Here is a 24,628-nt window from a genome sequence, read left to right as displayed (position 1 = left end):
TACGAGCCGACCTCCACCTCGGACTGCTCCAACTCGCCTGCAGCATCATCTGCTTGAGACGACTCCGAACCTCATTCTGAAATGATCAGTAAGTGCTGAGCCTCAGCCGCGCGTCGGTCGCTGCTTCTCGCAGATCATGACGTTTCCGCCGGGCAGGGCTGGCGCGTCCCCCCGGACGGCTCCGTCGTCAAGCTCGGGCCGACCTCACCGACGGACACCTGCCGGATCAGCCACCTCTCTGTCTGCCCGGGACGTGGCGCCTGAGCCGGGCCCGAACCCCTTGACGATCAGCCACCCGGCCAGTCCCAGCTCCCACGCGAACACCGGGAGCGCGGCGGCCGCCCCCGCCACGGAGAGCTGCGCGTAGGACCCGAACATCACGGCGATGGCCGAGGCGCAGATCAGCGCCCCGCCAACCAGTCCGAGCACGGCGATGAAGCGCGGCACGAGCCGTGCGCGGTACGCAAGGTAGGCAAGCAGGACGGTGTTCAGGCCGAGGGCGATGTTGGGCCCGAGCAGGAACGTCCAGTCGTGCACGGCCACCAGCGCGACGTCGGCGCCTGCCGCCGCCCCTGTGTCCCGCCGCAGGGTGACGAGCGCCAGGACGGCGACGATCCCGAGGGCGATGACGGCCGCTTCCAGCAGCCGCCCGAAGGCGTACCCGAGCGCGAGCCCCTCGCTGTGGCGCCGCAGGACGGGGAACAGCGCCGCCCCGGTACCGGCCACCGCCACCACCAGCACCACCTCGCAGAGCACCCCGAGCAGCGCCCGCATGTCGGCGCTCTGCGCGAGCCGGCCGCCTGCCTCTCCCAGCAAGGGGCGGTACAGAACGGCCCCGGCTATTGCGGCGGCCTCGGTCAGCAGGAACAGCGACCCGGTGGCCACCGCGGTTCTCCGGTCCGGACTCATCTTCTCGGTACCTCTCACTCGGTGGAGGTGTACGCCGTACACCTGGCGGCGAGCATAGGTGTACGGCGTACACTCGTCAAGGAGAGGGCGCTGTCGAGGAGGGAAGGGGCCGAACCGGAATGACCCGGCAGAAAGCCGCACACACGCATCGGATCCCCCTGAACAGGGACCGCGTCCTGCGAACCGCCGTCGCGCTCGCCGACGCCACCGGCATCGACGCGCTCAGCATGCGCAGGCTCGCGCAGGAGCTGGATGTCGTACCGATGGCCCTCTACAAGCACGTGGCCAACAAGGAGGAGCTGCTCGACGGCATGGTCGACGCAGTGGTCGGCGAGATCGACCCGCCGGCTGCGGGCCCCGACTGGCAGAGCGTGGTCCGCGGGCGGATCCTCTCGGCCCGGCGGGTCCTGCTGCGCCACCCCTGGGCGGCCCGGGTCATCGAGTCGCGGACCGGCCCCGCCCCGGCCGTGCTGGCGTACCTGGACTCTATGGCCGGGAGCTTCCGGGACGGCGGCCTCTCCGCCGACCTCACGCACCACGTCATGCACGCGATGGGCAGCCGCCTGCTCGGCTTCAGCCAGGAACTGTTCGACACCTCCGGCCCCTCCGGCCCGCCGAGCCCCGAGCTGGCGGCGCGCTACCCGCACATCGCGGAACTGGCCGCGACGGCTGCACACGACGGGGGCTCCACGGTCGGTGGCGGCTGCGACGACCAGTTCGAGTTCGAATTCGCACTCGACCTCCTCCTGGACGGCTTCGAAAGCCTCCGCCGCCAAGGCTGGACGTCCGCACCGAAGGCGTAGCGGATGCGGGGGGGGGCTGATCTAGCGTCGAAGAGGGAGGGAAGCCCAGCCGAGCCCAGAACGCGACGGCGATCCCTCGGATGAAGCCGAGCAGGCCCACGCTGACAGCCGCACAACCAGCAGCGGCAGACTGCGCGCCCGCCGGCAACGCCACACCCGCCACCGCACCGATCTCCCCCACCGGCACGCCCCGGTCGCCTCTGGTACGAGACGCTCGAAGCGCTCCATCACGTCGGCGGGGACCGGGGAGTCGTAGCGCATGGCCAGACCCTTGAGGCACTCCTGTCGCAGCCACGACTCCTGGGTCTGCCCTTCGGGGACGCCGGGGTACTGCGGCATCTCGTCCTTGGGGGCGAAGACCTCCTCGTAGGACTCGATGCGCTCCGCGATCAGCAGGGTGTTGTCGCACGCCTCGGGCAGTTCGGCGAACAGGTCCCCATCTGAGCGGCGGTCTTGAGGTAGTGGTCGGGGCCGTGGAACCTTAACCGGTTCGGGTCGTCCTTGTTCTTGGCCACCTGGATGCACAGCAGGTTGTCGTGGGCTTCCGCGTGCTCTAGAAGGACGTAGTAGGCATCGTTCGTCGTCCCGACTCGGGCAAGCACCGACCGCTGCTCATGCTCGGACAAGCGGATCTCGCTACTCCGAGGCGTCTGCCAGGTCGACGGAAGGCTCTTGTCCACGCTGGAAGGCACGGCCGAAGTGTTGGCCGGCGCTGCCGACGGACAGGAGGTCCGGGCGTTTGGCCACGCGACCGTCTCCGGAGGAACGCCCACGCGCGCGCCTGCCGATCCACGGACCTAGGAATCCGGCGACCCAGCGCACCTCGGCTGACGCGGCACGCAAGAATCGTGCCCGACCAACAGGCAGGACGGGCAACGGGTGCGTCCAGGAGTCGTCAGTGTCTGGCAGGTTGAGCGAGTGAGCGAGCGCCGCCGCGATCCGCTGGTGGCCGAGTGGGCTCGAGTGGAGGCGGTCCTGACTCCACAGGCGTGGATCCGTGGCCACCGGATACAGGGTGACGTCGGCGACGACGACACCATGCCGGTGCGCCGCCGCGCGAACGCGGTGGTTCAGCGCCTCAAGACGCGGCCGGAGCGGACGGGCCAGTGGACTGACGCGCGCGATGTCGGGAATGGTGAGCGTCGCCACGCGCGTCCCCTGGCCGGTGAGCGCGGCGAACATCGCCTCCAGATGCGCGGCCACCTCATCCGGATCGAAGCGGGGGCGCAGCATGTCGTTGACTCCAGCCACGACCGTCGCGAAGTCCGGCCGCAGCGCAAGCGCCGCGGGCAACTGCTCCGCGTGGACCTGCCCGGCCAGACGGCCCCGTACCGCGAGATTGGCGTACCGAAGCTGCGGGCTGTGCCGAGCCAGGTGCTCGGCGAGCCGGTCGGCCCACCCGCGCAGGCCTGTCACATCGTCGCCGTCGCCGACCCCTTCGGTGTGACTGTCACCCAGGGCCACGAAGCGCAGATAGCGGGTCTCAGTGCCTGACATGAGCGGCTGGCTCCTTATTGCGACCATCGGAAGAGCCACCACTCTAGTCAATTACTTGAGTAATAGCCTTGGCGCGCTGGTCGAGCCTGCGCAACGCCATGTCGCCCCACTGGAGGTTCTCCCGCTCGAACGACATCCCGCGCAGCAAAGTGAGGTACGGGCCGATACGCTCGGCCTCGGCGAAGTACGCCTCCTCCGAGCGGCCGCCCAGCAGTCGTTGCCGGATTCTCTCGTAGCGGGCCAGCTTGGCCGTGGCCCATTCCATGCGTTCGACGACGGCGGCGCGCACCGCCTCGACGTCGCCGGCGTCCGCGCACTGCACCTTGACCAGCAGTTCGTCCCTGATGACCGCGGGCCGACCCGGCGGCTCGGCCGTGTATGCGCGCACCGCCTCCCGCCCAGCCTCCGTCAGGGAAAACAGCCGTTTGTTGGGACGACTCCGCTGCTCGACGAGGCGAGCCGTGACCAGTCCCTCGGCCTCCATACGCTCCAGCTCCCGATAGAGCTGCTGAGGCGTCGCCGCCCAGAAGTTCGCGACCGTCGCGTCGAAGCCCTTTGCGAGGTCGTAACCGGACGCCTCGCCCTCCAGCAGCGCGGCCATCACCGCGTTCCGCAATGCCATGGGAGCAAGGTACGACCCAGCGAGTGTTCAGTGATGAGCACTTCCGAAGCGCCGCACCCCCGACAAACGCCGGAGTCGCCTCTACCCTCCTCTGCACATATGCAACTTGTTGAGTAGCGAGGTCGATCATGCACCCCTTCCGCAAGGCCGTCGAGAACGGTGACCTGGACGCCGTGGCCGCCCTTCTGGCCGACGACGTCGTCTTCACCAGCCCGGTCGCCTTCGAGCCGTACCCGGGCAAGGCGATCACCACCGCGATCCTGCGCGCTGTGACACAGGTCTTCGAGAACTTCACCTACGTCCGGGAGATCGCGAATCCCGACGGCCGCGACCACGCGTTCGTCTTCACCGCGAGCGTCGCCGGAAAGAAGCTCCAGGGCTGCGACTTCCTGCACTTCGACGAGGGCGGCAAGATCGACGACTTCGTAATCGAGCCGTCCTGCACACGCTCACGGCATCGGGGTAGGCCGAAGATCGAGAACGCGGCGCGGCTCCCGTCGCGGACGCCGTGCGGCAAGGATGACGGGTCACGACGATCGTGTTCCGGGTCCCTGCCGACGCTGCGGAGCGGGTGGGGTTCGCCTACCCGCCGCACCCCGTCCAGCACGGCTGGGTGCGTTCGTGACTCAAGGAACTCCGCGCAGCAGACAAAGACGAGCTTGCCGAACTCCGCGCCGACCGCGAAGCCCTCATCCGCGTCGTCCACCAACTGACCCTGCAAACCGGCAACTCCGCCAGCAGCGCACGGCCCCTGCCCCTGCAGCAGCACAGGGCTGCACAGCGCAACTGGTGTGATGCTGTCGCTGGTTCGGGTGGTGGGCTGAGTCAGCATGCACACGGATTGGCGGGCCCTCGGTGCACCTTTCGGCGGCGAACAGGGCGTAAGGGTGGAAGCCTGCAAAGACTATGCGTTTTGCTGGATCCGTGAGCGGTCCAGGCGGGTGGGGCGTGGAGGCGCCCCACCCGGCCGGGTGTTATCGGATGTGCTTCGCCGGCTTGGTGGCGGCGTTGAGCAGGTACTCCAGGGGGCCGCGGCGGAAGAAGCGGGACCAGATCGCGGCGAACACGATCGCCCCGAGGACGTACATGATCAGCGGCAACCACGACTGCTGGGTGCTGGTCCCGACGGGCGTGGACAGCACGGACTGTGCGACGAAGTGGCCGACGTAGGCGGTCAGGGACATGGTGCCCACGGCGATGACCGGCTTCGCCAGACGGCGCAAACGCGGCAGGCGGTCCATCAGCACCGTCGCGCCCACGATCACGAGGACCGCGACTCCGACGCTGCCGATGATGTCGAACGTGGTGCCGCTGTGCGGCCCGGCCGACAGGAGCGACGACGCCGGCATATCGGGGAACGACCCGCCGTCGAGGGGCATCGAACCGCTGTCGGGGGGCATCGAACCGGAGCCGCCGGACGACGACCCGTCTTCCGCCATGCTCCTCAACGCGTCCTTGCCGGCGAGCAGCAAGGACATGCCGTACGCGGCCACGGTGAGGGAGGCACCGAACGCGGCCAGGCGCCGCCGGACAGTGCCGGAGGACAGGTCGAGGCGGCCCAGCGCCATACCTGCGATCACGAACGACATCCAGGTGAGCGCCGGGTAGAAGCCGGTGAGCAGCAGATCGAGCACTCCCACCTCGCTGAGGCGGCGGAGCGGGTCGTAGGCGTTGATGCTCTCCTGGACCGACGGAGTCAGCAGCGAGGTCAGGCCGAACGCCAGCTGCGGTGTGACGAGGGCGAACGCGGCCGCGAGGATCGCGAGCGTCTTGGCGCGCAGTCGCACCAGGGGCAGGGCCAGCAGGAAGTAGACACCGTAGAAGCCGAGGATGATCACTCCCCCGTACTCCATCGCCATCACGGTGCCCAGCGCCAGCAGGACCACGGCTCGGATCGCGATCCGAGCCTTCGCCTGCCGGCCCGCCAGGCCGGTCTTCGGCTCCCGGCGGCCGGCGAGCAGCATCAGTGAGAACCCGGCGAGGGTGGCGAACAGGACCGACGAGTGACCGTCCGCCACGTACCGGATCCAGCTGCCGACACCGGTCGTGGCGGACAGCGGGGGTCCGATGTGCACGATGTACATGCCGAACACCGCCAGCGCGCGGGCCAGATCCACCCCGACGAGGCGTCCCATCGAGGGACCGGGCGAGGCCGGCACGGCGGACTCGGGGGAGATTCGGGGCGGCGGAGGCGAGTTCTCCTGCGGAACTGACGTCTCCTGTGGCGGCTGTGTCTGTGTCATACGGAGAACCTCGCGCGGACGCCAGGGGGCGGACCACCCGGCAGTCTTCGGTAACGCCCCCGCCGATCGGGGGGGAGCGCCCTGCCGACCGGTGGAACCTCGAGGCCCGGCCGGTCCGGTGCGACCGGACGGCGGTCTTTCTTCAGCCACTCGGCGGGGGTGGCCCCGACAGTTGCCGGATGGGAGCGGGGTGGGCGGGCTTCCAGGCTGGAGGCATGACACAGCGTGTGCGACACGACGAGCGCGAGGGCTTCCGCGGAACATCGGCCGACGTACCGGGCCGTGACGCCTTCCCTGGCAGGGGCGAGTTTCTGGAGTCCCTCGGTATGACGCTGGCGGCGGGCGCTTTCGTCCTGTGCGTCGTCCGCCCGGAGGTGACCGAAGCGTTGCTGCGCCACCTCGCCATGCGCACCGCCGGACTCGGCAACTGACCCGGCGCATGCTTACGCCCCGGCACACTGAAGAAGGGAATTTCGTGAACACCGCATCCGCCCCGACGACGGATGAGACGTCCCCGTCCGCCCGAGAGACGCTCAAGGCACTGGGCTCGTACGTCCGGCCGCACCGGTGGGCCGTCGTCCTCGGTCTGCTGTGCGCCTTGGTCGGGGCCGCCGGGGGACTGCTGCAGCCGCTGGCCACGAAGGCACTGGTGGACCGGCTGGCCTCCGGTGACACCATCGCCGGGATCCTGATCGCGCTCACCGTGCTGGTGCTGGTGGGTACGGCGGTCGAGGCGTTCGGCGCGTATGTGCTGGAGCGGACAGCGGAGTCGGTGGTCCTGGCCGCGCGGCGCACCCTCGTGGGGCGGCTGCTGCGGCTGCGGATCGCGGAGTTCGAGCGGACCCCGCCGGGCGATCTGATGTCCCGGGTCACTTCCGACACCACGCTGCTGCGGGCGGTCAGCATCCAGGCGGTCGTCTCCGCCGCCACCGGCGCGGTGGCCTTCGTGGCGGCCATCGTGATGATGGCGTACCTGGACGTCGTACTGCTGGGTGTGACGCTCGGGGTGGTCGTGCTGGTCGGCGGGGCCGTCGGACTGGTGATGCCGAAGATCGCGCAGGCCACCGAACGGGCGCAGGAGGCGGTCGGGGAGGTCTCCGTCGCACTGGAGCGGGCTCTCGGAGCGTTCCGTACGGTCAAGGCGTCCGGTGCCGAGGAGCGGGAGACCGCCCGGGTGGAGGCGGCGGCGCGGCGGGCGTGGCGGCACGGCGTGAAGAGCGCGAAGTGGGAGGCCGTGGCGGGCTCGGTCGACGAACTCGCCGTCCAGCTGGCCTTCCTCGCGGTGCTCGCGGTCGGCGGGGCGCGGGTGGCGTCCGGGGAGATCCCCGTGTCGACCCTCATCGCCTTCCTGCTGTACCTCTTCTACCTGATCGAGCCGGTGTCCACGCTGGTCGAAGCCGGGTCCTCGTATCAGGAGGGGGCGGCCGCGCTGTCCCGGATCGCGCAGGTGGAACGCCTGGCGACGGAGTCGGCCGACCGGCCAGCGGGCGCCCTGCCCAGGCAGGGGGCACTGGTCCCGGGTCTGGCGTCGGTCCGCTTCGAGAACGTGTCCTTCCGCTACCGACCTGGCCAGCCGTACGTCCATCAGCAGGTGAGCTTCGAGGTACCGGGCACCGGGATGACGGCCTTCGTGGGCCCCTCCGGTGCGGGCAAGTCGACGGTGTTCGCACTCCTCGAGCGGTTCCACGAGACCACCGGCGGCCGCGTCCTGGTCGACGGCAAGGACGTACGGGACTGGTCCCTGTCCGAGCTACGGTCCGCCATCGGGTACGTGGAGCAGGACGCCCCGGTGCTGGCCGGCACGCTGCGCGAGAACCTGGTGTTCGCGGCGCCCGGCGCGACGGACGACGACATCCGCGACGTCCTGGCCCGCACGAAGCTCGATACCCTCGTCGAGCGCCTGCCCCACGGCCTGGACGCCCCGGTCGGACACCGCGGCTCGAAGCTGTCAGGCGGTGAGCGGCAGCGCGTCGCCATCGCCCGCGCCCTGCTGCGCAGGCCACGCCTGCTGTTGTTGGACGAGGCGACCTCGCAGCTCGATGCCGTCAACGAGCTGGCGCTGCGGGACGTCGTCGCGGAGGTGGCTCGCGAGACCACCGTGCTGGTGGTGGCCCACCGTCTGTCGACGGTGACGGGTGCCGACCGGATCGTCGTCATGGACGGCGGACATGTCCGGGCCGTGGGCACCCATGAGGAACTGGTGGCCCAGGATCGGCTGTACGCGCAACTGGCGGCCACCCAGTTCCTGGCCTCCGCGCGATGACGCACCACACGCAGGGTGTCCGGTCGTCCACTGCCGCGTTCCCGGCCGGACAACTCCAAGCACCGACACCCACGCAAACCAAGACCGTGAAAGGCCCCGTATGCGCATCGAGTCCGCCATCCGTTGCAGAGGTGCGGTGTGGAACTGGCTGGCCCAGCCGACCGCGCTGTTCAGCGGCGTGTACGGGCTCCTGGTGTCGAGTTCGGCCGTCGCCGCGCTCACGCAGTTCGGCGAGACGACTCGAGCGGCACGCATGGACGACGCCCTATGGGTCCTGTTCACCGCCCTCGCCTCGGCCCTGGCCCATGGCTACGCCCACCAGATCGCCCACCGCGACGCGCAGGGCCATCCCGGCGTACGGGGTGTGGTGCGTGCCGTGCTCGCCGAGTGGCCGCTGGTAGTGGCAGCGTTGCCCACCACGCTGGTGCTGTGGGGGGCGGGCCTTGGCTGGTGGCGCTCCACAGGCATCGAGTACGTCGCCTTCGGAATCAACACCGTCCTGCTGCTGGGCTGGGGCCTGCTCGCCGCCCGGGCCGCGGGCCGGACGTGGGGACGAGCCGTCAGGATCGGCTGTATCGACGCGCTTTTGGGAATGGCCGTCGCCTTGGTCAGCACCCTGTTGAAGTGACGAGGCGATGTCGCGGATGCCGCTGAGGGGGGCCGATGTCGTCGGCCACGTATCGGCCCCTGTCCGGCCCCTGTCCGGCCTCCGTCAGGCGCTGACGGAGGCCAGGGCGTCGGCGAGCGTACGAGATCCACGCGGATCAGCCGACGGACCGAGGACTCAACACCCTTCTGAGAGGGGCCCGCGACAGGACATCCCGCCGCCGGGCGGCGGACGAGCGGAACTGTGTTCGCGGCATGAGGTCTGGACGTGCCCGATGGGCTCATCCAGTCACCACCACGGCACAGCATGAGCCGACGTGCCGTGGCAGGCGGCCGGGCGGCGGCTGTGCCGCCCGGCCGCCTGGTCGGTCAGTCCGCGCTGAGGGGAATGCGCAGCCGTACCCGGTAGCCGCCCTCCGCGGTCGGGCCCGCCTCCAGGGTCCCGCGCAGGATGTCGGCCCGTTCCCGCAGACCGACCAAGCCCTGCTGCGAACCGGGCAGGGACAGCGAAGGCCGGGTGGGCGGGGTGTTGGTGACGGTCACTCCGATGCCGTCGCTTGCCTGCCACAGCTCGACGCGCGCTCTGGCGCCGGGGGCGTGCTTGCGGACGTTGGTCAGCGCTTCCTGGACCGTACGGTAGAGGGCCCGTTGGGCGGGTGTGCTCACGGTGGGCGGCAGTTCGCCCGTCAGCTGTGCGTGCGTTCCGCTCGATTCCACAAGTTTGCGCAGGTCGGCCAGAGTGGGCTGCGGGGTGAGCTCGGTGGCGTCGCCGCCGGAGGCGCGCAGCAGAGTGACCATGGTGCGCAGTTCGTCGAGTGTGGTGACGCTCAGCGAACGGATCGTGCGGGCGGCCTCCTTGGCGTCCGCGTCCTTGGCGGCGACCTGAAGCGCCCCGGCCCGTACGGCGATCAGGCTGACCTGGTGGGAGACCACGTCGTGCATCTCGCGGGCCAGCTGGGCGCGTTCGCGGGCGAGCACTGCCTGGGCATGCAGGGCCCGCTCGTGCTCCTTGGCCTCCTCGATCTCGGCCAGCCGCCGCGCCAGGTCCCGTTGCGCCTGGAGAAGCTGGCCGAAGAGGACCGGGGCCGCGGCGGTCGCCAGGCCGTACACGAAAAAGATCAGTGTCATGGTCCGGTCGACCTCGGCCAGGGGCCACGGAGTACTGCTCGCGACGGCGGCCAGGGCGACGCACACGGCGAGGAGACGGCGGTTGCGGGAGCGTTCGGCCAGGGTGAACAGCGCCGCGAGCACAGCGACGGCGACATCCTGCATCAGCGCGACGGGCAGGGTCAGCAGGAACACGCCGAGCGGGAAGCGGCGCCTGAAGGCCAGCGCGGTGCAGCCGATAGCGGCCAGCGCGAGCTCGAGGGGCGTGTGCTCCCCCATGTTGAGCCATACATCCACGGCCGCCACCGCCACCAGGGCGAGGCCGGTGACCGGCGTGGGAAGCCGCTGCCACATGGCGCGTGCGCGGCTCATCGGCCTGCCTCCCGCGCGTGCTCGTCGAGCAGTCCGGCCCGCTGCGCCAGCAGCGCGGCCTGCACCCGGCTCGACACCCGCAGCTTGGTGAGGATGGCGCTGACGTGGTCCTTGACCGTGCCGGCACCCAGGTGGATGCGCGCCCCGATGTCGGCGTTCGACAGTCCCTCCGCCACCAGGACGAGGACGTCACGTTCCCGCGCGGTGAGCAGCCGGACCCGGGCGGCCTGATCGTCGACGGGCGTCTCGGTGCCGGGGTGGCTGTGCAACAGGCTCCGTGACGCCTTGGGGGAAAGCACGACGCCGCCCGCGGCGAGGGTGCGCACCAGGTGGGCGAGTTGCTCGGGCTCGGTGTCCTTGAGGAGGAAGCCGGCCGCGCCGGAGTGCAGCGCGGTCAGGATGTACTCGTCGGCGTCGAAGGTGGTCAGCATCGCCACGACCGGGGCGTCCGGCGTCTTCCGCAGTTCGCGCAGGACGGTGAGCCCGTCGACGTCCGGCATCCGGATGTCCAGCAGCACCACGTCGGGCCGCTCCCGGCGGACAGTCTCGACGGCTTCGCCGCCGCTCGCGGTCGCGACGACCTCGATGTCCTCGGACGCGTTCAGAATGAGTTCGAAGCCCGAGCGGACCAGTGCCTCGTCGTCGACCACCACTACCCGGATCACGTGCTCCGCCTCACCTTCATCCTCGCCGTCCGGCCCATGCCGACTCGACCCTAAAGCCCCGATCGGTCCCGATGGCCCGTCGAGCGGCAGCTCCAGCCACCCGGCGGGGTAGCACCCACCAGTAGGCAGGGACCGGCAGCCTTCTGCCGGATCGTCCACGATCGGCCCGGTCTCCAGCCTGAGGGTCATGACCCATCACCCAGACTCCCCGCTGCTCCCGGCCAGCGCCGCATCCCCTGACCGTGGGCGTGGTGAGGCCTCGACCAGTGCGCCCGGGGTAGGCCGGCTGATCGGTCTGGACCTGGCCCGCGGCCTGGCCGTCTTCGGCATGTACGCGGTCCACGTAGGTTCCGCCCCGGATCAGGACAGTGTCATCGGCTTCCTGATGGATCTGGCGCAAGGCCGCTCCTCCACCCTGTTCGCCGTCCTGGCCGGCTTCGCAGTCGCCCTCATCACCGGGCACCGCACGCCGAAGACCGGTACGGCCGGCCGCCAGGCCGTAGCCAAGGTCGTCATCCGAGCCGTGATCCTGCTGGCCCTCGGCACCGCCCTGACCATGACCGGCACCCCGGTCGTGCCGATCCTCGCCTTCTACGGACTGTTCTTCCTGCTCGTGCTGCCGCTGCACCGGCTGAGCGCCAAACCGCTGGCGCTGATCGCCGTGGCATGGGCTCTGGCGGGCCCGCAGCTGCTGTACCTGCTGAAGCCGGTGGTCGGCGACCGCGTATTTCCCACCGTCGGCCGGGCCGACGGCGTCGTCTCGCTGTTCTTCACCGGCGGCTATCCGGCCCTGACCTGGGTCCCGTCCGTCATCGCCGGTATGGCTGTCGCCCGCCTCGACCTGGCCGCCACGGCTGTCCGTATACGTCTCGCCCTCGCCGACGTCGCCCTCGCCGTCACGGGCTATGGCGGCTCCTGGCCGGCGCTGCGTCTCGTGCCCGGTGCAGCCGCAGCCGCCCGGGAAACCGCAGGGGGACCCGGTATGTCGTCCAGTCGTCCGCCTCGCCCGGCAGAGAGGGCATCTTCGGCGGTACACCCGCCGGGATGCTGGTCGCCTCCCCGCACAGCGAGGCGACCTGTCCATCGTGGGCAACACCGGTGTGGCGATCCTGGTGATCCCCGGCTGCGCCGCCTGGCCACACCCGTCATCGCGGTCGGCTCGATGTCACTGACGGCGTACGTCTACCACATCGTCGCCATCTGGCTCCTGGACACCGAGGAAGCGACCGTCCTGCTCATGTACATCCTGCTCGGCATCATCGCGTCCATCACCGTTCTCGCCACCCTCTGGTCCCGCTTCTTCCAGCGCGGGCCGCTGGAATGGCTGATGGGCAAGGCGACCGGACTGGCCCGACGCATTGACACTGCGGTCCTACGGCGGCAAGAACGAACCGGCACCAGCTCCACGCTTCGCTGAGACAGCAGAACCCCTGAGATACCCGAAGCGTTCCTGAACGTCGTTTCCTTTGGGTGCCCGTTCGTGGATTCGTGCATGACGGATCTGGTCAAGCGGTTGGTGCCGGACGAGTGCGGAATCGAGTCCAGCGAACGCCTTGGCCGCCGCAGGTGGGTGATCGAGCGGACGATGTCGCCGCAGACTCACCCACCGCTACCAGCGTAATTCCCGCAACTACCTGGCCTTTCTCGGGTTGACCGCCGCGCTCTGCTGCTACAAGCGCCTCGTCCGCCTCACCAGTTAGGACACGGTTTTAGGCGTCAGGGACGCTGGAGGCCGAAGAGGACCGGAAGGTCGGCGATGTCGGTGATGCGCTCGTAGCCGAGCCAGTGCTCGTCGTGCTCGAAGCCGCGGTCGACGTACACCTTGTTCTTGATGCCCATGATCGCCGCGGAGCGATGGTCGTACATCGGGCTCGCGGAGACGTGCACGAGCTCGTCGGGCGTCACGCCAAGCTTGTCGAACATGTACTCGAAGGCGCGGAGCCGTGGCTTGTAGACGCCCATCTCCTCGGCGCTGATGACGACCTCGAACGGGGCCTTGAGGTTCTCCGCGAGACGCACGGCGTGCGCGGTGTCGCTGTTGGTGATGATGACCAGCGGGACTGCCTCGGCCAGGCGGTTCAGTGCCTCGGTGACACCGGGGTACGGGCCCCAGGTGGGGATGCGCTCGTACACCGCACACGCCTCGTCCTCGCGGTACTCGAGACCGACGCTGCGCGAGGCGCGTTCCATGGAACGCGCGACGACCTGGTGGAACGGCTGGTACGCGCCCGTGCACTCGTCGATCCGGTACGCCTTGCAGATCCGCAGGTACTCATCAGCGACCTCAGCCGGCAGTCGGTCGCCCAGGACCTCCCGCATCGCGTCGTTGATGCTGAACTTGATCAGCGTTCCGTTCATGTCGAACGTCACGAACTTGGGCTTGACTTCGAAAACCACTGGTCCTCCTAGTGTCTCCGCGGAGCAGACTGCCGCCGCTTTGTCGATTGTCGACCATGTGTATCTAGTGTCGCCCAGATGGAAACGACTGTCAATACCTTCAGGTCGGCGCTCCCTCGAACCACTGTCGCCCCTGTCCTTCTGTGCTCCTCTCCGTCGCAGCCATGAGGCTCCTGTCTGGCGCTGTCACGTTGTTGGGTGAGTAGGTGTCTGATGGTGCGTCGTGGCGTGGTGGAGCCCGGTTCCGGGCTGTGCTCAGGCCGTGGTGGCGAGGCCGGCGACTTGGGTGATCTGCTCCCAGATCGCGAAGCGGACGGTCATTTCGGCTCGGTAGTCGTGTGCGGGGATCAGATGCCGGCGGGGTCGGAAGTGGGGCGTGATGCCGCTGAATGCGGACAGAAACCGCTGTGCTCCGCCCACGGAGCGGAAGCCTTTCATCGCCCGTTCGCGCTGCCTCGTTGGCTGGTGGCTGTTCTCCGCCCGGTTGTTCAGGTACTTCGGCTGCCGATGCTCGACAGAGGACATGACCTCGCGGTGGGCGGCGCCGTAGGAGCGGAGCTTGTCGGTGATGATCACCCGCGGCACCGCGCGGGTCTTCTTCATCAGGCGGCGGAAGAAGCGCTTGGCCGCGGCCTTGTCCCGGCGGTTCTGCACGAGAATGTCCAGGACGTTGCTGTCCTGGTCGACGGCCCGCCACAGGTGCTGCAACCGCCCGTTGATCTTGATGAAGACCTCGTCCAGGTGCCATTTGTCCCCAGGCCGTGGCTGTCGGCGGCGCAGCGCGTTGGCGTAGGTCTGCCCGAACTTGGCGCACCAGCGTCGGATCGTCTCGTAGGAGACGACGATCCCGCGCTCGAGCATGAGCTCCTCGACCTCGCGGAAGGACAGCAAGAAGCGGTGGTACAGCCACACGCAGTGGGAGATGACCTCGACCGGGTACCGGTGCCCCTTGTACGACGGCGGCGTGCTCTCCACGTGCGGCCCCCTCCAGCACGATCAACCAGAAGATCATCCCACCCTGTCAACCAACGTGACAGCGCCCGCCGGTGCAGTACGCGAGGACCTGGCCGTCGGCGTCGACATCGATGACCGCGAGCGGTCCGTTCTCGAAGCGCGGGTCGGTGCCGCCCGCCGGAGTGCTGGCCGGGGCCGCCTTCCGCGCGGCCGGGCGGCGCGACGTCGACGTGCTCCTGGGGGTGCGCGCCGGGCGCGGCGCGGCTTACTCGGAAGCGGCGGGAACGGAGGCGTGGCGACTCTGGCCGCTCGCTGGTGCTCGTGTCCCGCCCTTCGTCAGTTCCCGGCGCGCTCGTAGTTCAGCCGCCCTGTCGAGTGCGGCCAGGGTGCGCGCTTCTGGGCTGCTTCGTACGCCGGGTTCAAGAGGTCGTCCGGTTACTATCCCTGCGGGGTCGGTGGGGGTGGGGGCACTATGACGCGATCAGCACGAGCGAGCACGGTGGTGGGCCTGGCTGCCTTCGCCGCGGTCTACGCGATCGCCGGGACCCCGTTGGCGCTCGCGGTGTTCGCCCTCCACCTCCCGCACGTGCTTCCCGCGCTGCGCCGGTACCGAGGGCCCTGGCTGACGGCCGCTCAGGCCGCCGCCGGATACGGCGCGGTGCTGGCCAGCGGCGTGTCCGTGGGCATCCTCGGCTTTCTCGGCGGCTCGCTGCTGCTGTGCCGTCGGCCGTGGCCGCTCCTCGCGTTGCCCGTCGTCGGCAGCGCGGCGTCCCTCGGGTCCGTGGACGACGTCATCAGCATGGCGCTGATCAGCCTGGTCGTGTACGGGCTGACGAGGCTCACCGAGCGGGCCGAGGAGGCGGACGCGGCCCGCGTCCGCGGTGTCGTGGCGGCCGTCGCCGAGGAGCGGCTGCATATCGCGGCGGAGCTCGGCGACGGTCTGGGGCGCGGTCTCGCCGGGATCGGCGCGGGCGCTCGGGCCGCTCTCGCCCGGCCCGAGCGGGCGGCCGGGGTGCTCACCGAGGTCACCCGCTCGGCCCGCGCCTGCCTCGCCTCCGCCCGAGAGTCCGCCGCCACGTACCGGGCGATGTCCCTGGCCCCCGAACTGATCACCTCGCGGGCCTTGTTGGCCGCCGCCGGTATCGAGGCCGAGGTGCACGTCGGGCACACCGAACCGCTGGGCCCGTCCGGCGCGCTGCTCGCGCACGTGCTGCGCGAGGCGGTCACCGGTGTCGTACGGCGTGGTGCCACTGGCTGCCGCATCGAGACGTACGCGGCCCACGGCCGGGTGGGGCTGCGCGTCGTCAGCGACTCGGCCCGGACCGCGGACGACGAGATCCTCGGGGACGTCCCGGCCCGGCTCGCCGAGGCCGGGGGGTGGGTGACCACGGGTCTGACTCCCGAGGGGCGGTTCGTCACCGAGGCCGAGCTGCCCGGCGCGGCCGGTCCCGCGCCGGAACAGGCCGACGACGGTCGGGCGTACCGGCTGTCCGTCGCCCTGCTCGCCGTCGTCCTCGTCGGCTTCTGCGGCAAGGCGCTGCTGATGCTCGACGGGCTCCAACTGTTGCCCGCCACAGCCGGGTTCACGGTGATCGTCTACCTCCAGCTGTCGTCCGTGCACGGCAGACACCCGTACAAGCTGGGCCTGATGACGCTGCTCGCCTTCCTCCCGATCCCGGTGTTCGGGCAGGCGTGGCTGGGTGCCCCCGGTTTCGTCGCCGGGCCGCTGCTGCTGGCCCTGCCGCGGCGGGTGGCGTGGCCGTTGGTGGGCGTGGTCGCCGGGGTGGTGGGCGCGCTCGGGGTGCGGCTCGGGCTGTCCGCCGGGCTCACCGTCAACTACGCCGTCTCCACCGTGGTGACCGGTCTGGTGATGTACGGGCTGCTGTGGCAGGCCCAGATCGTCCGGGACTTGCACGCGGACCGGCAGCGCCAGGCTCGCGCGGCCGTCGTCGAGGAGCGGCTGCGCGCCGCCCGTGACCTGCACGACCTGCTGGGGCACAGCCTGGCCGCCATCCTCCTCAAGTGCGAACTGGCCCGCCGGCTGCCTGCGGAGCGGGCCCGTACCGAACTGGCCGACGTCCTGGCCATGACCGAGCGCGGCGAGGCCGATCTGCGGGCGGCCGCTGGCGGTCAGGTGCGGATGGTGCTGGCGACGGAGGCCGAGTCGGCGCGGTCCGTGGTGGCCGCGGCCGGGATCGAGGCGAAGGTGCGCCTCGCCCACGGCGCGCTGACGCCGATGGCGGAGACGGTGCTCAGCGCCGGACTGCGCGAAGCCGTGACCAACGTGCTGCGGCACAGCAGCGCCGCGCTCTGCGAGATCAGCACCGAGTCCACGGCCGACGGCACGCTGCTGCGCGTACGCAACGACGGAGTGTCAGGCCCCGCCGGTCGCCCCGGCTCGTCCGGCATCGGCAATCTGACGACGCGTCTGGCGGCCCTGAGCGGCACGCTGACGGCCACGGCGGCGGACGGCTGGTTCACGCTGGAGGCGTGGCTGCCCGCCACCGAGTCCGCCCGTACGCCCCTCAACGTCCCGTAAAACAAGGGCAGTCGGTCAGATCCAGCCCGCCTCGGACGCGATCCGCACCGCGTCCGTACGGTTGCGGGCGTTCAGCTTGGCCACGATCCCCGTCAGGTAGTTGCGGACCGTGCCCGCCGACAGATACAGCCGCGCCGCGATCTCCGTCGCCTCCGCGCCCTCCGCCACCAGGCGCAGCACGTCCGTCTCCCGGGAGGTGAGCGGATTGTCGGCCAGGTCCCAGGCGGTGACCGCAAGTGAGGGGTCGAGGACCCGCTCCCCCGCGGCGACCTTGCGTACGGCGGCGAGCAGGTCGTCGGGCGGCGCGGTCTTCAGGACGAAGCCGTGCACCTGGGCGGCGAGCGCCCGGCGCAGATGGCCGGGCTTGCCGTACGCGGTGAGCATCAGCATCCGGCAGCCGGGCACCTTCTCGGCGATCCGGGCCGCCGCGTCGAGGCCGTCGAGCTCGCCGGGCATGTCGATGTCGAGCACGGCCACATCGGGCCGGTGGACCAGGGCCATGGACAGGGCGGCGGCGCCCGTGTCGGCCTCGGCCACGATGTCGAGGTCGTCCTCCAGGCCGAGCAGGGTCGCCAGCGCTCTGCGGATGATGTGCTGGTCCTCGGCGAGCAGTATGCGAATCACCTACGGCCCCTCCCGCTTGTCCCCGGGCCCACTCCCCAGGCCTTGTTCCCCGGCGCAATGTATAGCAGTGTCCGGATCATGACGAGGTCATGGTCGACCCAGGACGAGGTCCGTGGGGGCCGGCCCTCCTGGTCAGCAGTCTTGAAGACATGACGGATGCAGTGCAGTTGGAAGCCGTGAGCAAGGTCTACGGCAAGGGGCAGGGGGCGGTCGCCGCCCTGCGCGAGGTGTCGGTGCGGATCCCGCGAGGGTCCTTCACCGCGGTGATGGGGCCCTCCGGGTCGGGCAAGAGCACGTTCCTGCACTGTGCGGCCGGGCTCGACACCCCGTCCTCGGGCTCGGTGCGGCTCGGCGACACGGAGCTGGCCGGGATGAACGAGACGAAGCTGACCGAACTGCGGCGCCGCCGCGTCGGGTTCGTCTTCCAGTCCTTCAACCTGATGCCCTCGCTGGACGTACGGGAGAACATCACCCTGCCGCTGCGCCTCGCCGGTGCCCGCACCGAACGGGCGTGGCTCGACGAGATCGTCACCCGGGTCGGCCTCACCGGCCGCACCGGCCACCGCCCCGCCCAGCTCTCCGGCGGCCAGCAGCAGCGCGTCGCGATCGCGCGGGCCCTGGTCACCCGCCCCGAGGTGGTGTTCGGCGACGAGCCGACCGGCGCCCTGGACACGGTGACGGCGCGCGAGGTCCTCACCATGCTGCGCGACGTGGCCGGCGACATGGGCCAGACCGTGGTGATGGTGACGCACGACCCGATGGCGGCCGCGTACGCGGACACCGTCCTGTTCCTGGCCGACGGCCGGATCGTGGACGCGATGGCGGACCCGACGGCCGACAAGGTCGCCGAGCGGATGACACGGCTGGGAGCGTGGAAGTGATGATGGGGTTCGCGTTCAAGACGCTGCGGCACCGCAAGGCCGCCTTCGTGGGGGCGTTCGTCACCCTGCTGTGCGCGGCCGCCCTGATCACCGGGTGCGGGATGCTCCTGGAGACCGGGCTGCGCGGCACGGTCGAGCCCGAGCGGTACGCGGCCGCGCCGGTCGTCGTCGCCGGCGACCAGTACGTGCACCAGACGATCACGAAGAAGAAGGACAAGAAGAAGCACAAGGCGAAGCAGATCGCCGAACGGCGGTGGATCCCCAGTTCGTTGGCGGACGCGCTTCGTGAACTGCCCGGGGTGCGCGAGGTCGTGTCCGAGGTGACGTTCCCGGTGTACGGGGACGACGGGCGCAAGGCGCTGGGACACGGCTGGAACTCAGCGTCGCTGACGCCGTTCACCCTGGCCGACGGGCGGGCGCCGAAGGCCGCGGACGAGGTCGTCGTGGACGCCGCGTCCGGGCAGCGCGTCGGCGGACGGCTGAAGGCGGTGACCCCGGCAGGACCGGCCTCATACACGGTCGTCGGTGTGACGGCGCAGCACCTGAGCAGTCAGCGCACGGTGTTCTTCTCGCCCGCGCAGGCCGAGCGGCTGGCCGGGCGGCCCGGGCAGGTCACGGCGATCGGCGTCTTCCCGAACGACGGTGACGCGTCGGCGGTGGACGTCTCGAAGGTCGTCGGGACGTCCCGTGGAGTGCTCTCGTACGTCGGACAGGACCGCGGGAAGGCCGAGTTCTACGACGCCGAGCAGGCGCGGATCAAGCTGATCAGCCTGGGGGGCGCGCTGGGCGGCACCGCACTCCTGGTGGCGGTGCTCGTGGTGGTGGGCACGTTCACGCTGTCCGTGCAGCAGCGGCAGCGGGAGATCGCGCTGCTGCGGGCCGTCGCGGCCACCCCGAAACAGCTGCGCCGCCTGCTGGGCGGCGAGGCGCTGCTGGTCGCGGCCGCCGCCTCGGTGTGCGGCGCGGCGGCGGGGCTGGGGCTCGGGTTCTGGCTGCGGGCGCGGTTCGTGGCGCTGGGGGCGATGCCGGAGCAGCTGAAGCTCGTCGTCAGCCCGTTCCCGGCGGCGGCCGCGGTGCTGGCCACGCTGGTCGCGGCGTGGGCGGCGGCGCGGCTCACGGCCCGGCGGGCGGCGCGGATCCGGCCGGTCGAGGCGCTGGGCGAGGCGGCCATGCCGACGGCGCGGCTGCCGTGGACACGGTTGCTGGCGGGGGCGGTGGTGACGGCGGGGGCGGTGACGCTGACGATCGTCCTGTCGACGCTTACGACCGAGGCCGCCTCCGGTCCGCTGACGATGGTCACCGCGCTGCTGTGGACCGTGGCCGTGGCGCTGCTGGGCCCGCTGCTGGTGCGGGCGGCGGTCGCACTGCTCGGGATCGCGCTGCGGACCTCGCGGACCAGCGGCTACCTGGCCGCCGCGAACCTGCGCACCCGGGCCCGCCGGCTGGCCTCCGTGGTGGTGCCGCTGACCCTGATGATCGGGGTGACCTGCACGATCCTGTTCGTCCCTACGACGATGGGGCACGCGGCGCAGGCCGAGGCGGCGGCGGGCAACCGGGCCGACTACGTGCTCGGCCCGCACATCCCCGCCTCGTCGGCCGCCCAACTGCGCTCCACGGACGGAGTGGTGGCGGTCACCGAGGTGCTGCACACGAACGTCCGCGTGGGACTGACGAAGTACGGGGCGCAGGGCGTGACGCCGCACGGCCTTGACCGCACCTCCGATCTCGGAGTGACGGCGGGATCCCTGAACCGGCTCGGCCCCGGCACGCTGGCCGTCAGCGAGAACGCGGCCGACCGGCTGGGAGTCGGCGTCGGCGGCACGGTGAAGATGACGCTCGGCGACGGCACCCCGGTCCGCCTGAAGGTGATCGCGATGTACGCGCGCGGCCTGGGCTTCGGTGAACTGACTCTGGACCACGGCCTGTTGGCCCGGCACGTGGACGATCCGACGGGCACGCTACTGGTCGCCGCGTCCGGCCTGGACCGTATGGAACTTGCCGCCGCCCTACCCGGCGCCAGGGTCATGGACCGGGCCGAGGCCGTAGAGGCCGCCGCGCCCGACGCGGAGGTCAACTACTTCGCCATGGGCCTGGTCATCGCCTTCACCGCGATCGCCGTCGTCAACACCCTCGCCATGTCGACCGCCGACCGCACCCGCGAACTGGCCCTGCTGCGCCTCGTCGGCACCACCCGGCGGCAGATCCTGCGGATGCTGCGCCTGGAGACGCTGACCGCGCTGACGATCGCGGCGGTCCTCGGCACGGCCCTGTCGGTCGCCACCCTGACGGCGTTCAGCAGCGGCATGACCGGCACGGCGGCCCCGCACATCCCGCTGACGACCTACGCGTCGGTGCTCGCGGCGGCGGCAGCCCTAGCCCTGACGGCCACGGCGCTGCCGGCACGGGCGGCGCTGCGGCAGCGGGCTACGGAGGCGGTGGGGCGGGAGTGAGAGCCTGTCTTTGAGAGGTCCCGTCGGTCCGGCCCGAGCACGGGGGCCGGACCGACGGCTTTGGCCCTCGGGGGCGACCCCGCCGAGGAGTCGACGAGGCCCGGTTTGGGTCCCGCCGAGGACGGACGACGACGTGGCGTCCGGTGGCGATGTCGAGGAGGTCGGTGCAGGCCAAGTGCGCGGCGGCGGTGTCGAAGCCGCTGCCGGGCGGCATGTCCAGGAGGGGCGGGGTGCGCGGCTCGACGGGGGCACACCTCACCTCGCCCCCCGACCGGCGTGAACACGCTGTGCAGGGCCGAGTGGCGGGCGGTGACGCGGTGTGCGGCCTCGGCGAGCAGTTCCCGCTCCACGGTGCCGTCGACGCGCACGGCGCTGAGGACCCGCCAGGCGGGCGAGCGGGGCGCGATGCGCTCGGCGAACCAGAACTGGCGCTCGGTGGCGGGGCGGGCCGGAGCGGCGGCCGGTGTCGTGGTCATCGCCGTCACCTGACCGTGTAGCCGGCGTCGACGGTCAGGGCGGTGCCGGTGACGTGGCGGGGCGGCGTCACCGGCGAGCCAGAGCGCGGCGGCGGCGACGTCGGCGGAGTCGACCAGGGTGTTCATCGGCTGGTCGGCGGTGGACAGTTCGGCGCGGCCGGCGAGCGGGGCGTCGAGGGCGCGGGCGACCTCGCCGAGCAGGCGCCCGTCCATGCGGGTTCGTCGCCGATGTTGCCGGGGCAGACCGCGTTGACGCGTACGTCGTGCGACGCGTAGTCGAGGGCGGCGGCCATAGTGAGTCCTACGAGGCCGTGCTTGGCGGCGACGTATCCGGCGAAGTGGCGGTAGCCAACCAGGCCCCCGACGGAGGCGATGTTGACGACCGATCCGGCGCGCCGTTCCACCATGGCGGGGGCGAAGACCTTGATGGCCCGCCAGGCCCCGCCGAGGTCGTTGTCGACCATGAGCTGCCAGTCGGGCGCTGTCACGTTGGCTGATGAGGTGGGATAATCCCCGGGTTGATCATGCCGGAGGGGCGTTTGTGAAGAGCAGGTCGCCGTCGTACAAAGGGCACCGGTACCCGGTCGACATCATCTCCCGCTGCGTACGGCTGTACCACCGCTTCCCGCTCAGCTTCCGCGAAGTCGATTAGCTCATGCTGGAGCGCGGTGTCGTCGTGTCCTACGAGACGGTCCGCCGCTGGTGTCTGAAGGTCGCGCAGACCTACGCCAGCGCACTGCGCCGTCGGCAGCCCCGGCCCGGCGACAAGTGGCACCTCGACGAGGTCTTCATCAAGATCAATGGCGAACGTCGGTACCTGTGGCGGGCCGTCGACCAGGACGGAACGGTGCTTGACATCCTCGTGCAGGTCCGCCGCGACAAGACCGCGGCCAGGCGCTTCTTTCGCCGCCTGCTGAAGACGGGTGCGGTGCCCCGGGTGATCGTCACCGACAAGCTCCGCTCCTACGGCGCGGCCCACCGCGAGGTCATACCCTCCGTCGAACACCGGCAGTCGAGGTACCTGAACAACCGCGCCGAGAACAGCCACCAGCCCACCAGACAACGCGAACACGCGATGAAAGGCTTCCGGAGCACCGGCGCAGCCCAGCGGTTCCTGTCCGCGTTCAGCGGCATCTCACCCCACTTCCGCCCCCGCCGCCATCTGATGACCGCTCCCGACCACCGGGCCGAGATGGCCATCGGCTTCGCGATCTGGGACCAGGTAACCGGAGTCACCGGCCGCCCCGCTGCGGCCTGAACACATAGCCGCAACCCAGCCCCACCACACCTTCACCCGACGACGCACTCGATAAGGACAGCGCCGTCCGGCTGAATTCACGGGCCTTGACCAGCGCATACGTCGCGCACCCGACCACATCGCCGAACGCGCCGCGCGCGGGGCGGTGCGCACCACGATGCGGCGCACTGCCCGGCGGTGCTGTGCGGCCCCAGCCCGGCGATGTACTCAACTCCCCCGCCGCCGCACCAGTGCGCGGCTCGGACGCGCGCCTCGCGATACGTCGTGCACGATGCACCGCAGTCCCCCACCCCACCGGTGCGCACCGCCTGACGCGCCCGATACGCACCGCGCACCGGTTGCACGGGGTGACAGTGCGAGTCGGGATACGGGAGGGAGAGTTCTCCCCTCGATACGTCGTATCGCACACATGAAAGGGGGCATGACTTTGTTCACGAGTCGTGGTTCTGGCTCAGGTTTTGTGACGTCATCGCGCTGAGTAATCAGATCTCTTGGGAAAATTCAGAGTGCTGGGCTCAGGGTGCTCGTATGATCGCGGGCGGGATGGGGCTCGTAGCGCAGCGGTTGTCGCGCCTTCACCGCATGTGGGAGGACGCCGGTTCGAATCCGGCCAGCCCCATCCCGCACTGGCTCACGCCAGTAGGACGCGTTTCCGTAGGAGTTGGAAGCCCGCGCGCCCGTACATCTGGCGCTTGAACATCCTGACCTTTTGACGTGTCCTTCGACGACGCCCGAATTCCGAGGCAGGGTCAGGCCGGCAACGACAGCATCACGATCGCGCTCCAGCCCTTCGGCGAGGGTGTGGAGGCTGGGAAGGTCTCCTGTCGGACGGCGTCGAGCGGCCGGGCGCGGCCGCGGGAAAACGGTGAGGTCAGCCGACGCGGTGTTCCGGGCGCAGGGTCAGGCCGCGGCTCAGGAGCTGCGCGGTGTCGTCCGGCCTGAGCCCGAGAGCGCGGGCAACGGCGGTGCCTTCGTCGTCACGGACGAAGACGAGCAGGATCTTGCGGCTGACGGGGTCGGCCATGGCCCGGCGGGCGGCTTCGACAATGTGGGCGACGCATCCGGTGGTGCCGTCTTCGACGATGTCCCGGCGCGTGGTCTCGTCCCAGACGTCGAGCTGGAGGTTGGCGCCCTCGGTGGAGCAGTCCTCTTTGGAGTCCGCGCCCAGGACGCACCGTCCGAGCATCGCGGCGTGGGCGTGACGCTGGAAGTAGACGGCGGTGCCCAGGAGCCGGTCGACCTCCTTCGCCGTGTTCTCGCGGGCCTTCTCGGGGCTGCCGAGCGAGGTCTTCGGGTCGTAGGGCTGGACCCGGATCTTCAGCGCCGCCAGGCTGCGGGCGAGGTCGTCGGCGATGCTGAGCAGGCCCACCAGGCTTACGTCGCCGCGCTGGCGGGTCGGGGGCAATTCGTCGGGGTAGCTGTCGAGCGGTTCCAGCGATTCGTGCAGTCGGTCGAGGTTCCTCCCGTGCCGGGTGCCAACGCCCCTGATTCTCAGTCCGGCTCCCGCGGGCTCGCGGGTGAAGTCGCAGATCGGCCAGGCCCTGGCCGGTTGCCATCCCCTCACCGGTCTCGGCCTGCTCCCCTGCCGTGGTCGGGCCGGTTCGTGTGGTGCTGCTGCTGGTCGGCGGGCTTGACCACGTCGTCCGGCTGCTCGGGCTTCGGCCGGGCCTCGAAGGCGCGGCGGCGGGCATTGGCCGGTACGAAGAACAGACGCCGGGCACCCGCTACGACGTGTGCAAAATCGTCCGCATCACGTCGACGCTCGATCAGCCGCCCAGCCATCCAGGCCAACATCCCAGGAGCCGCATGAGGTGGGTGGTGGAGGTGCTGGTGATGCGGTGGTCTGCCGGATACCAGATGCCGCGTATCAGATGCCGCCGTCGTCGGGGCGCTGGTGCTGGACGTCGTCGGTCTGATGCCAGAAAACCGGCGATGTCCCGCTTCCGAACGCCAGGTGGCTCG

At 70.5% G+C, this 24,628-nt stretch carries 22 protein-coding genes, 1 tRNA gene and 4 pseudogenes; 13 read left to right on the top strand and 14 right to left on the bottom strand.

The genetic code is table 11. The annotated features are described in order from the left end of the window. Window positions 1-204: 204 nt before the first annotated feature. Complete coding sequence (locus ACIRDU_RS34930) at window positions 205-909, bottom strand: DUF4386 domain-containing protein (RefSeq protein ID WP_403587379.1); 705 nt, start codon at window positions 907-909, stop codon at window positions 205-207. 119 nt (window positions 910-1,028) lie between these two features. On the opposite strand from ACIRDU_RS34930, the gene ACIRDU_RS34925 reads away from it, so the two are divergent. Then, window positions 1,029-1,712, top strand: a complete 684-nt coding sequence (locus tag ACIRDU_RS34925) for a TetR/AcrR family transcriptional regulator C-terminal domain-containing protein (protein ID WP_403587376.1) — start codon at window positions 1,029-1,031, stop codon at window positions 1,710-1,712. Between the two features lie 389 nt (window positions 1,713-2,101). Here the strand turns inward: ACIRDU_RS34925 and ACIRDU_RS34920 are convergent, their stop codons facing one another. The 3 genes from ACIRDU_RS34920 to ACIRDU_RS34910 are packed head-to-tail and all read right to left on the bottom strand — an operon-like array spanning window position 2,102 to window position 3,831. Next, a complete protein-coding gene (locus ACIRDU_RS34920; RefSeq protein ID WP_403587373.1) occupies window positions 2,102-2,338 on the bottom strand; it encodes a hypothetical protein in 237 nt (78 codons plus the stop codon). A gap of 10 nt (window positions 2,339-2,348) precedes the next feature. Beyond that, the gene (locus ACIRDU_RS34915; RefSeq protein ID WP_403587370.1) at window positions 2,349-3,209 is read right to left on the bottom strand and encodes an SGNH/GDSL hydrolase family protein; all 861 of its coding nucleotides are present in this window, start codon (window positions 3,207-3,209) and stop codon (window positions 2,349-2,351) included. A 43-nt stretch (window positions 3,210-3,252) separates the two neighbouring features. Next, the gene (locus ACIRDU_RS34910) at window positions 3,253-3,831 is read right to left on the bottom strand and encodes a PadR family transcriptional regulator (protein WP_403587367.1); all 579 of its coding nucleotides are present in this window, start codon (window positions 3,829-3,831) and stop codon (window positions 3,253-3,255) included. A 128-nt stretch (window positions 3,832-3,959) separates the two neighbouring features. On the opposite strand from ACIRDU_RS34910, the pseudogene ACIRDU_RS34905 reads away from it, so the two are divergent. Further along, window positions 3,960-4,262, top strand: a pseudogene (locus tag ACIRDU_RS34905) (nuclear transport factor 2 family protein); the annotation flags it as partial. Window positions 4,263-4,805: 543 nt separating this feature from the next. Here ACIRDU_RS34905 and ACIRDU_RS34900 read toward each other — a convergent pair. Next, window positions 4,806-5,966: a DUF418 domain-containing protein gene (locus ACIRDU_RS34900; protein WP_403587365.1), complete on the bottom strand. Its 1,161-nt coding sequence runs from the start codon at window positions 5,964-5,966 to the stop codon at window positions 4,806-4,808. 323 nt (window positions 5,967-6,289) lie between these two features. On the opposite strand from ACIRDU_RS34900, the gene ACIRDU_RS34895 reads away from it, so the two are divergent. The 3 genes from ACIRDU_RS34895 to ACIRDU_RS34885 all read left to right on the top strand — a co-directional run bounded on the left by ACIRDU_RS34895 (window position 6,290) and on the right by ACIRDU_RS34885 (window position 8,965). Beyond that, window positions 6,290-6,505, top strand: a complete 216-nt coding sequence (locus tag ACIRDU_RS34895; RefSeq protein ID WP_403587362.1) for a hypothetical protein — start codon at window positions 6,290-6,292, stop codon at window positions 6,503-6,505. Window positions 6,506-6,549: 44 nt separating this feature from the next. Then, a complete protein-coding gene (locus ACIRDU_RS34890; protein WP_403587359.1) occupies window positions 6,550-8,337 on the top strand; it encodes an ABC transporter ATP-binding protein in 1,788 nt (595 codons plus the stop codon). A gap of 100 nt (window positions 8,338-8,437) precedes the next feature. Further along, a complete protein-coding gene (locus ACIRDU_RS34885; RefSeq protein ID WP_403587356.1) occupies window positions 8,438-8,965 on the top strand; it encodes a hypothetical protein in 528 nt (175 codons plus the stop codon). Window positions 8,966-9,312: 347 nt separating this feature from the next. Here ACIRDU_RS34885 and ACIRDU_RS34880 read toward each other — a convergent pair whose 3' ends face one another. Continuing rightward, window positions 9,313-10,422 (bottom strand): sensor histidine kinase, encoded by a 1,110-nt coding sequence (locus ACIRDU_RS34880; protein ID WP_403587353.1) that lies wholly within the window; start codon window positions 10,420-10,422, stop codon window positions 9,313-9,315. Beyond that, entirely contained in the window at window positions 10,419-11,075 is a 657-nt protein-coding gene (locus ACIRDU_RS34875; protein WP_403587397.1) for a response regulator, read from the bottom strand. Before ACIRDU_RS34875 ends, ACIRDU_RS34880 begins: the two co-directional genes overlap by 4 nt. Before the next feature lie 199 nt (window positions 11,076-11,274). Between ACIRDU_RS34875 and ACIRDU_RS34870 the strand changes: the two genes are divergently transcribed. Together ACIRDU_RS34870 and ACIRDU_RS34865 are read left to right on the top strand one after the other, a co-directional pair. Next, entirely contained in the window at window positions 11,275-12,504 is a 1,230-nt protein-coding gene (locus tag ACIRDU_RS34870; RefSeq protein WP_403587350.1) for a DUF418 domain-containing protein, read from the top strand. Window positions 12,505-12,618: 114 nt separating this feature from the next. Next, a pseudogene (locus tag ACIRDU_RS34865) lies at window positions 12,619-12,787 on the top strand (IS5/IS1182 family transposase); the annotation flags it as partial. A gap of 16 nt (window positions 12,788-12,803) precedes the next feature. Here the strand turns inward: ACIRDU_RS34865 and ACIRDU_RS34860 are convergent. The 3 genes and pseudogenes from ACIRDU_RS34860 to ACIRDU_RS34850 form a co-directional block, all read right to left on the bottom strand. Beyond that, window positions 12,804-13,484, bottom strand: a complete 681-nt coding sequence (locus ACIRDU_RS34860; RefSeq protein WP_403587347.1) for a haloacid dehalogenase type II — start codon at window positions 13,482-13,484, stop codon at window positions 12,804-12,806. Between the two features lie 255 nt (window positions 13,485-13,739). Then, a complete protein-coding gene (locus ACIRDU_RS34855) occupies window positions 13,740-14,459 on the bottom strand; it encodes an IS6 family transposase (protein ID WP_403587344.1) in 720 nt (239 codons plus the stop codon). Between the two features lie 64 nt (window positions 14,460-14,523). Then, window positions 14,524-14,703, bottom strand: a pseudogene (locus ACIRDU_RS34850) (hypothetical protein); the annotation flags it as partial. Between the two features lie 207 nt (window positions 14,704-14,910). On the opposite strand from ACIRDU_RS34850, the gene ACIRDU_RS34845 reads away from it, so the two are divergent. After that, window positions 14,911-16,977 (top strand): histidine kinase, encoded by a 2,067-nt coding sequence (locus ACIRDU_RS34845; RefSeq protein WP_403587341.1) that lies wholly within the window; start codon window positions 14,911-14,913, stop codon window positions 16,975-16,977. A gap of 15 nt (window positions 16,978-16,992) precedes the next feature. Here the strand turns inward: ACIRDU_RS34845 and ACIRDU_RS34840 are convergent, their stop codons facing one another. After that, window positions 16,993-17,601 (bottom strand): DNA-binding response regulator, encoded by a 609-nt coding sequence (locus ACIRDU_RS34840; RefSeq protein ID WP_403587339.1) that lies wholly within the window; start codon window positions 17,599-17,601, stop codon window positions 16,993-16,995. A gap of 149 nt (window positions 17,602-17,750) precedes the next feature. Here ACIRDU_RS34840 and ACIRDU_RS34835 point away from each other — a divergent pair, with 149 nt between their 5' ends. The 3 genes from ACIRDU_RS34835 (at window position 17,751) to ACIRDU_RS34825 (ending at window position 21,421) form a co-directional block, all read left to right on the top strand. Continuing rightward, complete coding sequence (locus ACIRDU_RS34835) at window positions 17,751-18,482, top strand: ABC transporter ATP-binding protein (RefSeq protein ID WP_403587336.1); 732 nt, start codon at window positions 17,751-17,753, stop codon at window positions 18,480-18,482. Next, complete coding sequence (locus ACIRDU_RS34830) at window positions 18,482-20,932, top strand: FtsX-like permease family protein (protein WP_403587333.1); 2,451 nt, start codon at window positions 18,482-18,484, stop codon at window positions 20,930-20,932. Before ACIRDU_RS34835 ends, ACIRDU_RS34830 begins: the two co-directional genes overlap by 1 nt. Before the next feature lie 276 nt (window positions 20,933-21,208). Further along, window positions 21,209-21,421 (top strand): hypothetical protein, encoded by a 213-nt coding sequence (locus ACIRDU_RS34825; RefSeq protein WP_403587331.1) that lies wholly within the window; start codon window positions 21,209-21,211, stop codon window positions 21,419-21,421. 109 nt (window positions 21,422-21,530) lie between these two features. On the opposite strand, the gene ACIRDU_RS34820 is transcribed toward ACIRDU_RS34825, so the two are convergent. Further along, a complete protein-coding gene (locus tag ACIRDU_RS34820; RefSeq protein WP_403587328.1) occupies window positions 21,531-21,896 on the bottom strand; it encodes an SDR family NAD(P)-dependent oxidoreductase in 366 nt (121 codons plus the stop codon). Between the two features lie 8 nt (window positions 21,897-21,904). Between ACIRDU_RS34820 and ACIRDU_RS34815 the strand changes: the two are divergent. Next, window positions 21,905-22,666: pseudogene (locus ACIRDU_RS34815) on the top strand (IS6 family transposase). 545 nt (window positions 22,667-23,211) lie between these two features. Beyond that, window positions 23,212-23,285, top strand: a tRNA-Ala gene (locus tag ACIRDU_RS34810). Window positions 23,286-23,537: 252 nt separating this feature from the next. Here ACIRDU_RS34810 and ACIRDU_RS34805 read toward each other — a convergent pair. Together ACIRDU_RS34805 and ACIRDU_RS34800 are read right to left on the bottom strand one after the other, a co-directional pair. After that, window positions 23,538-24,071, bottom strand: a complete 534-nt coding sequence (locus ACIRDU_RS34805; protein ID WP_403587325.1) for a hypothetical protein — start codon at window positions 24,069-24,071, stop codon at window positions 23,538-23,540. 155 nt (window positions 24,072-24,226) lie between these two features. Further along, window positions 24,227-24,448: a hypothetical protein gene (locus tag ACIRDU_RS34800; protein ID WP_403587322.1), complete on the bottom strand. Its 222-nt coding sequence runs from the start codon at window positions 24,446-24,448 to the stop codon at window positions 24,227-24,229. Window positions 24,449-24,628: the final 180 nt, after the last annotated feature.

This window comes from Streptomyces sp. NPDC093598, assembly GCF_044764825.1.
In the GTDB taxonomy this organism is placed as follows: domain Bacteria; phylum Actinomycetota; class Actinomycetes; order Streptomycetales; family Streptomycetaceae; genus Streptomyces.
The sequence above is the reverse complement of the archived record's forward strand: the minus strand, read 5'-3'. Positions and strand labels throughout refer to the sequence as shown.

What these genes read in the sequence shown, in the direction of transcription:
- ACIRDU_RS34845 (WP_403587341.1), top strand. Translation starts at nt 14,911, where the DNA reads ATGACGCGATCAGCACGAGCGAGCACGGTGGTGGGCCTGGCTGCCTTC.
- ACIRDU_RS34930 (WP_403587379.1), bottom strand. Translation starts at nt 909, where the DNA reads ATGAGTCCGGACCGGAGAACCGCGGTGGCCACCGGGTCGCTGTTCCTG.
- ACIRDU_RS34895 (WP_403587362.1), top strand. Translation starts at nt 6,290, where the DNA reads ATGACACAGCGTGTGCGACACGACGAGCGCGAGGGCTTCCGCGGAACA.
- ACIRDU_RS34800 (WP_403587322.1), bottom strand. Translation starts at nt 24,448, where the DNA reads ATGGCTGGGCGGCTGATCGAGCGTCGACGTGATGCGGACGATTTTGCA.
- ACIRDU_RS34880 (WP_403587353.1), bottom strand. Translation starts at nt 10,422, where the DNA reads ATGAGCCGCGCACGCGCCATGTGGCAGCGGCTTCCCACGCCGGTCACC.
- ACIRDU_RS34885 (WP_403587356.1), top strand. Translation starts at nt 8,438, where the DNA reads ATGCGCATCGAGTCCGCCATCCGTTGCAGAGGTGCGGTGTGGAACTGG.
- ACIRDU_RS34830 (WP_403587333.1), top strand. Translation starts at nt 18,482, where the DNA reads ATGATGGGGTTCGCGTTCAAGACGCTGCGGCACCGCAAGGCCGCCTTC.
- ACIRDU_RS34835 (WP_403587336.1), top strand. Translation starts at nt 17,751, where the DNA reads ATGACGGATGCAGTGCAGTTGGAAGCCGTGAGCAAGGTCTACGGCAAG.
- ACIRDU_RS34900 (WP_403587365.1), bottom strand. Translation starts at nt 5,966, where the DNA reads ATGGGACGCCTCGTCGGGGTGGATCTGGCCCGCGCGCTGGCGGTGTTC.
- ACIRDU_RS34915 (WP_403587370.1), bottom strand. Translation starts at nt 3,209, where the DNA reads ATGTCAGGCACTGAGACCCGCTATCTGCGCTTCGTGGCCCTGGGTGAC.
- ACIRDU_RS34925 (WP_403587376.1), top strand. Translation starts at nt 1,029, where the DNA reads ATGACCCGGCAGAAAGCCGCACACACGCATCGGATCCCCCTGAACAGG.
- ACIRDU_RS34910 (WP_403587367.1), bottom strand. Translation starts at nt 3,831, where the DNA reads ATGGCATTGCGGAACGCGGTGATGGCCGCGCTGCTGGAGGGCGAGGCG.
- ACIRDU_RS34870 (WP_403587350.1), top strand. Translation starts at nt 11,275, where the DNA reads ATGACCCATCACCCAGACTCCCCGCTGCTCCCGGCCAGCGCCGCATCC.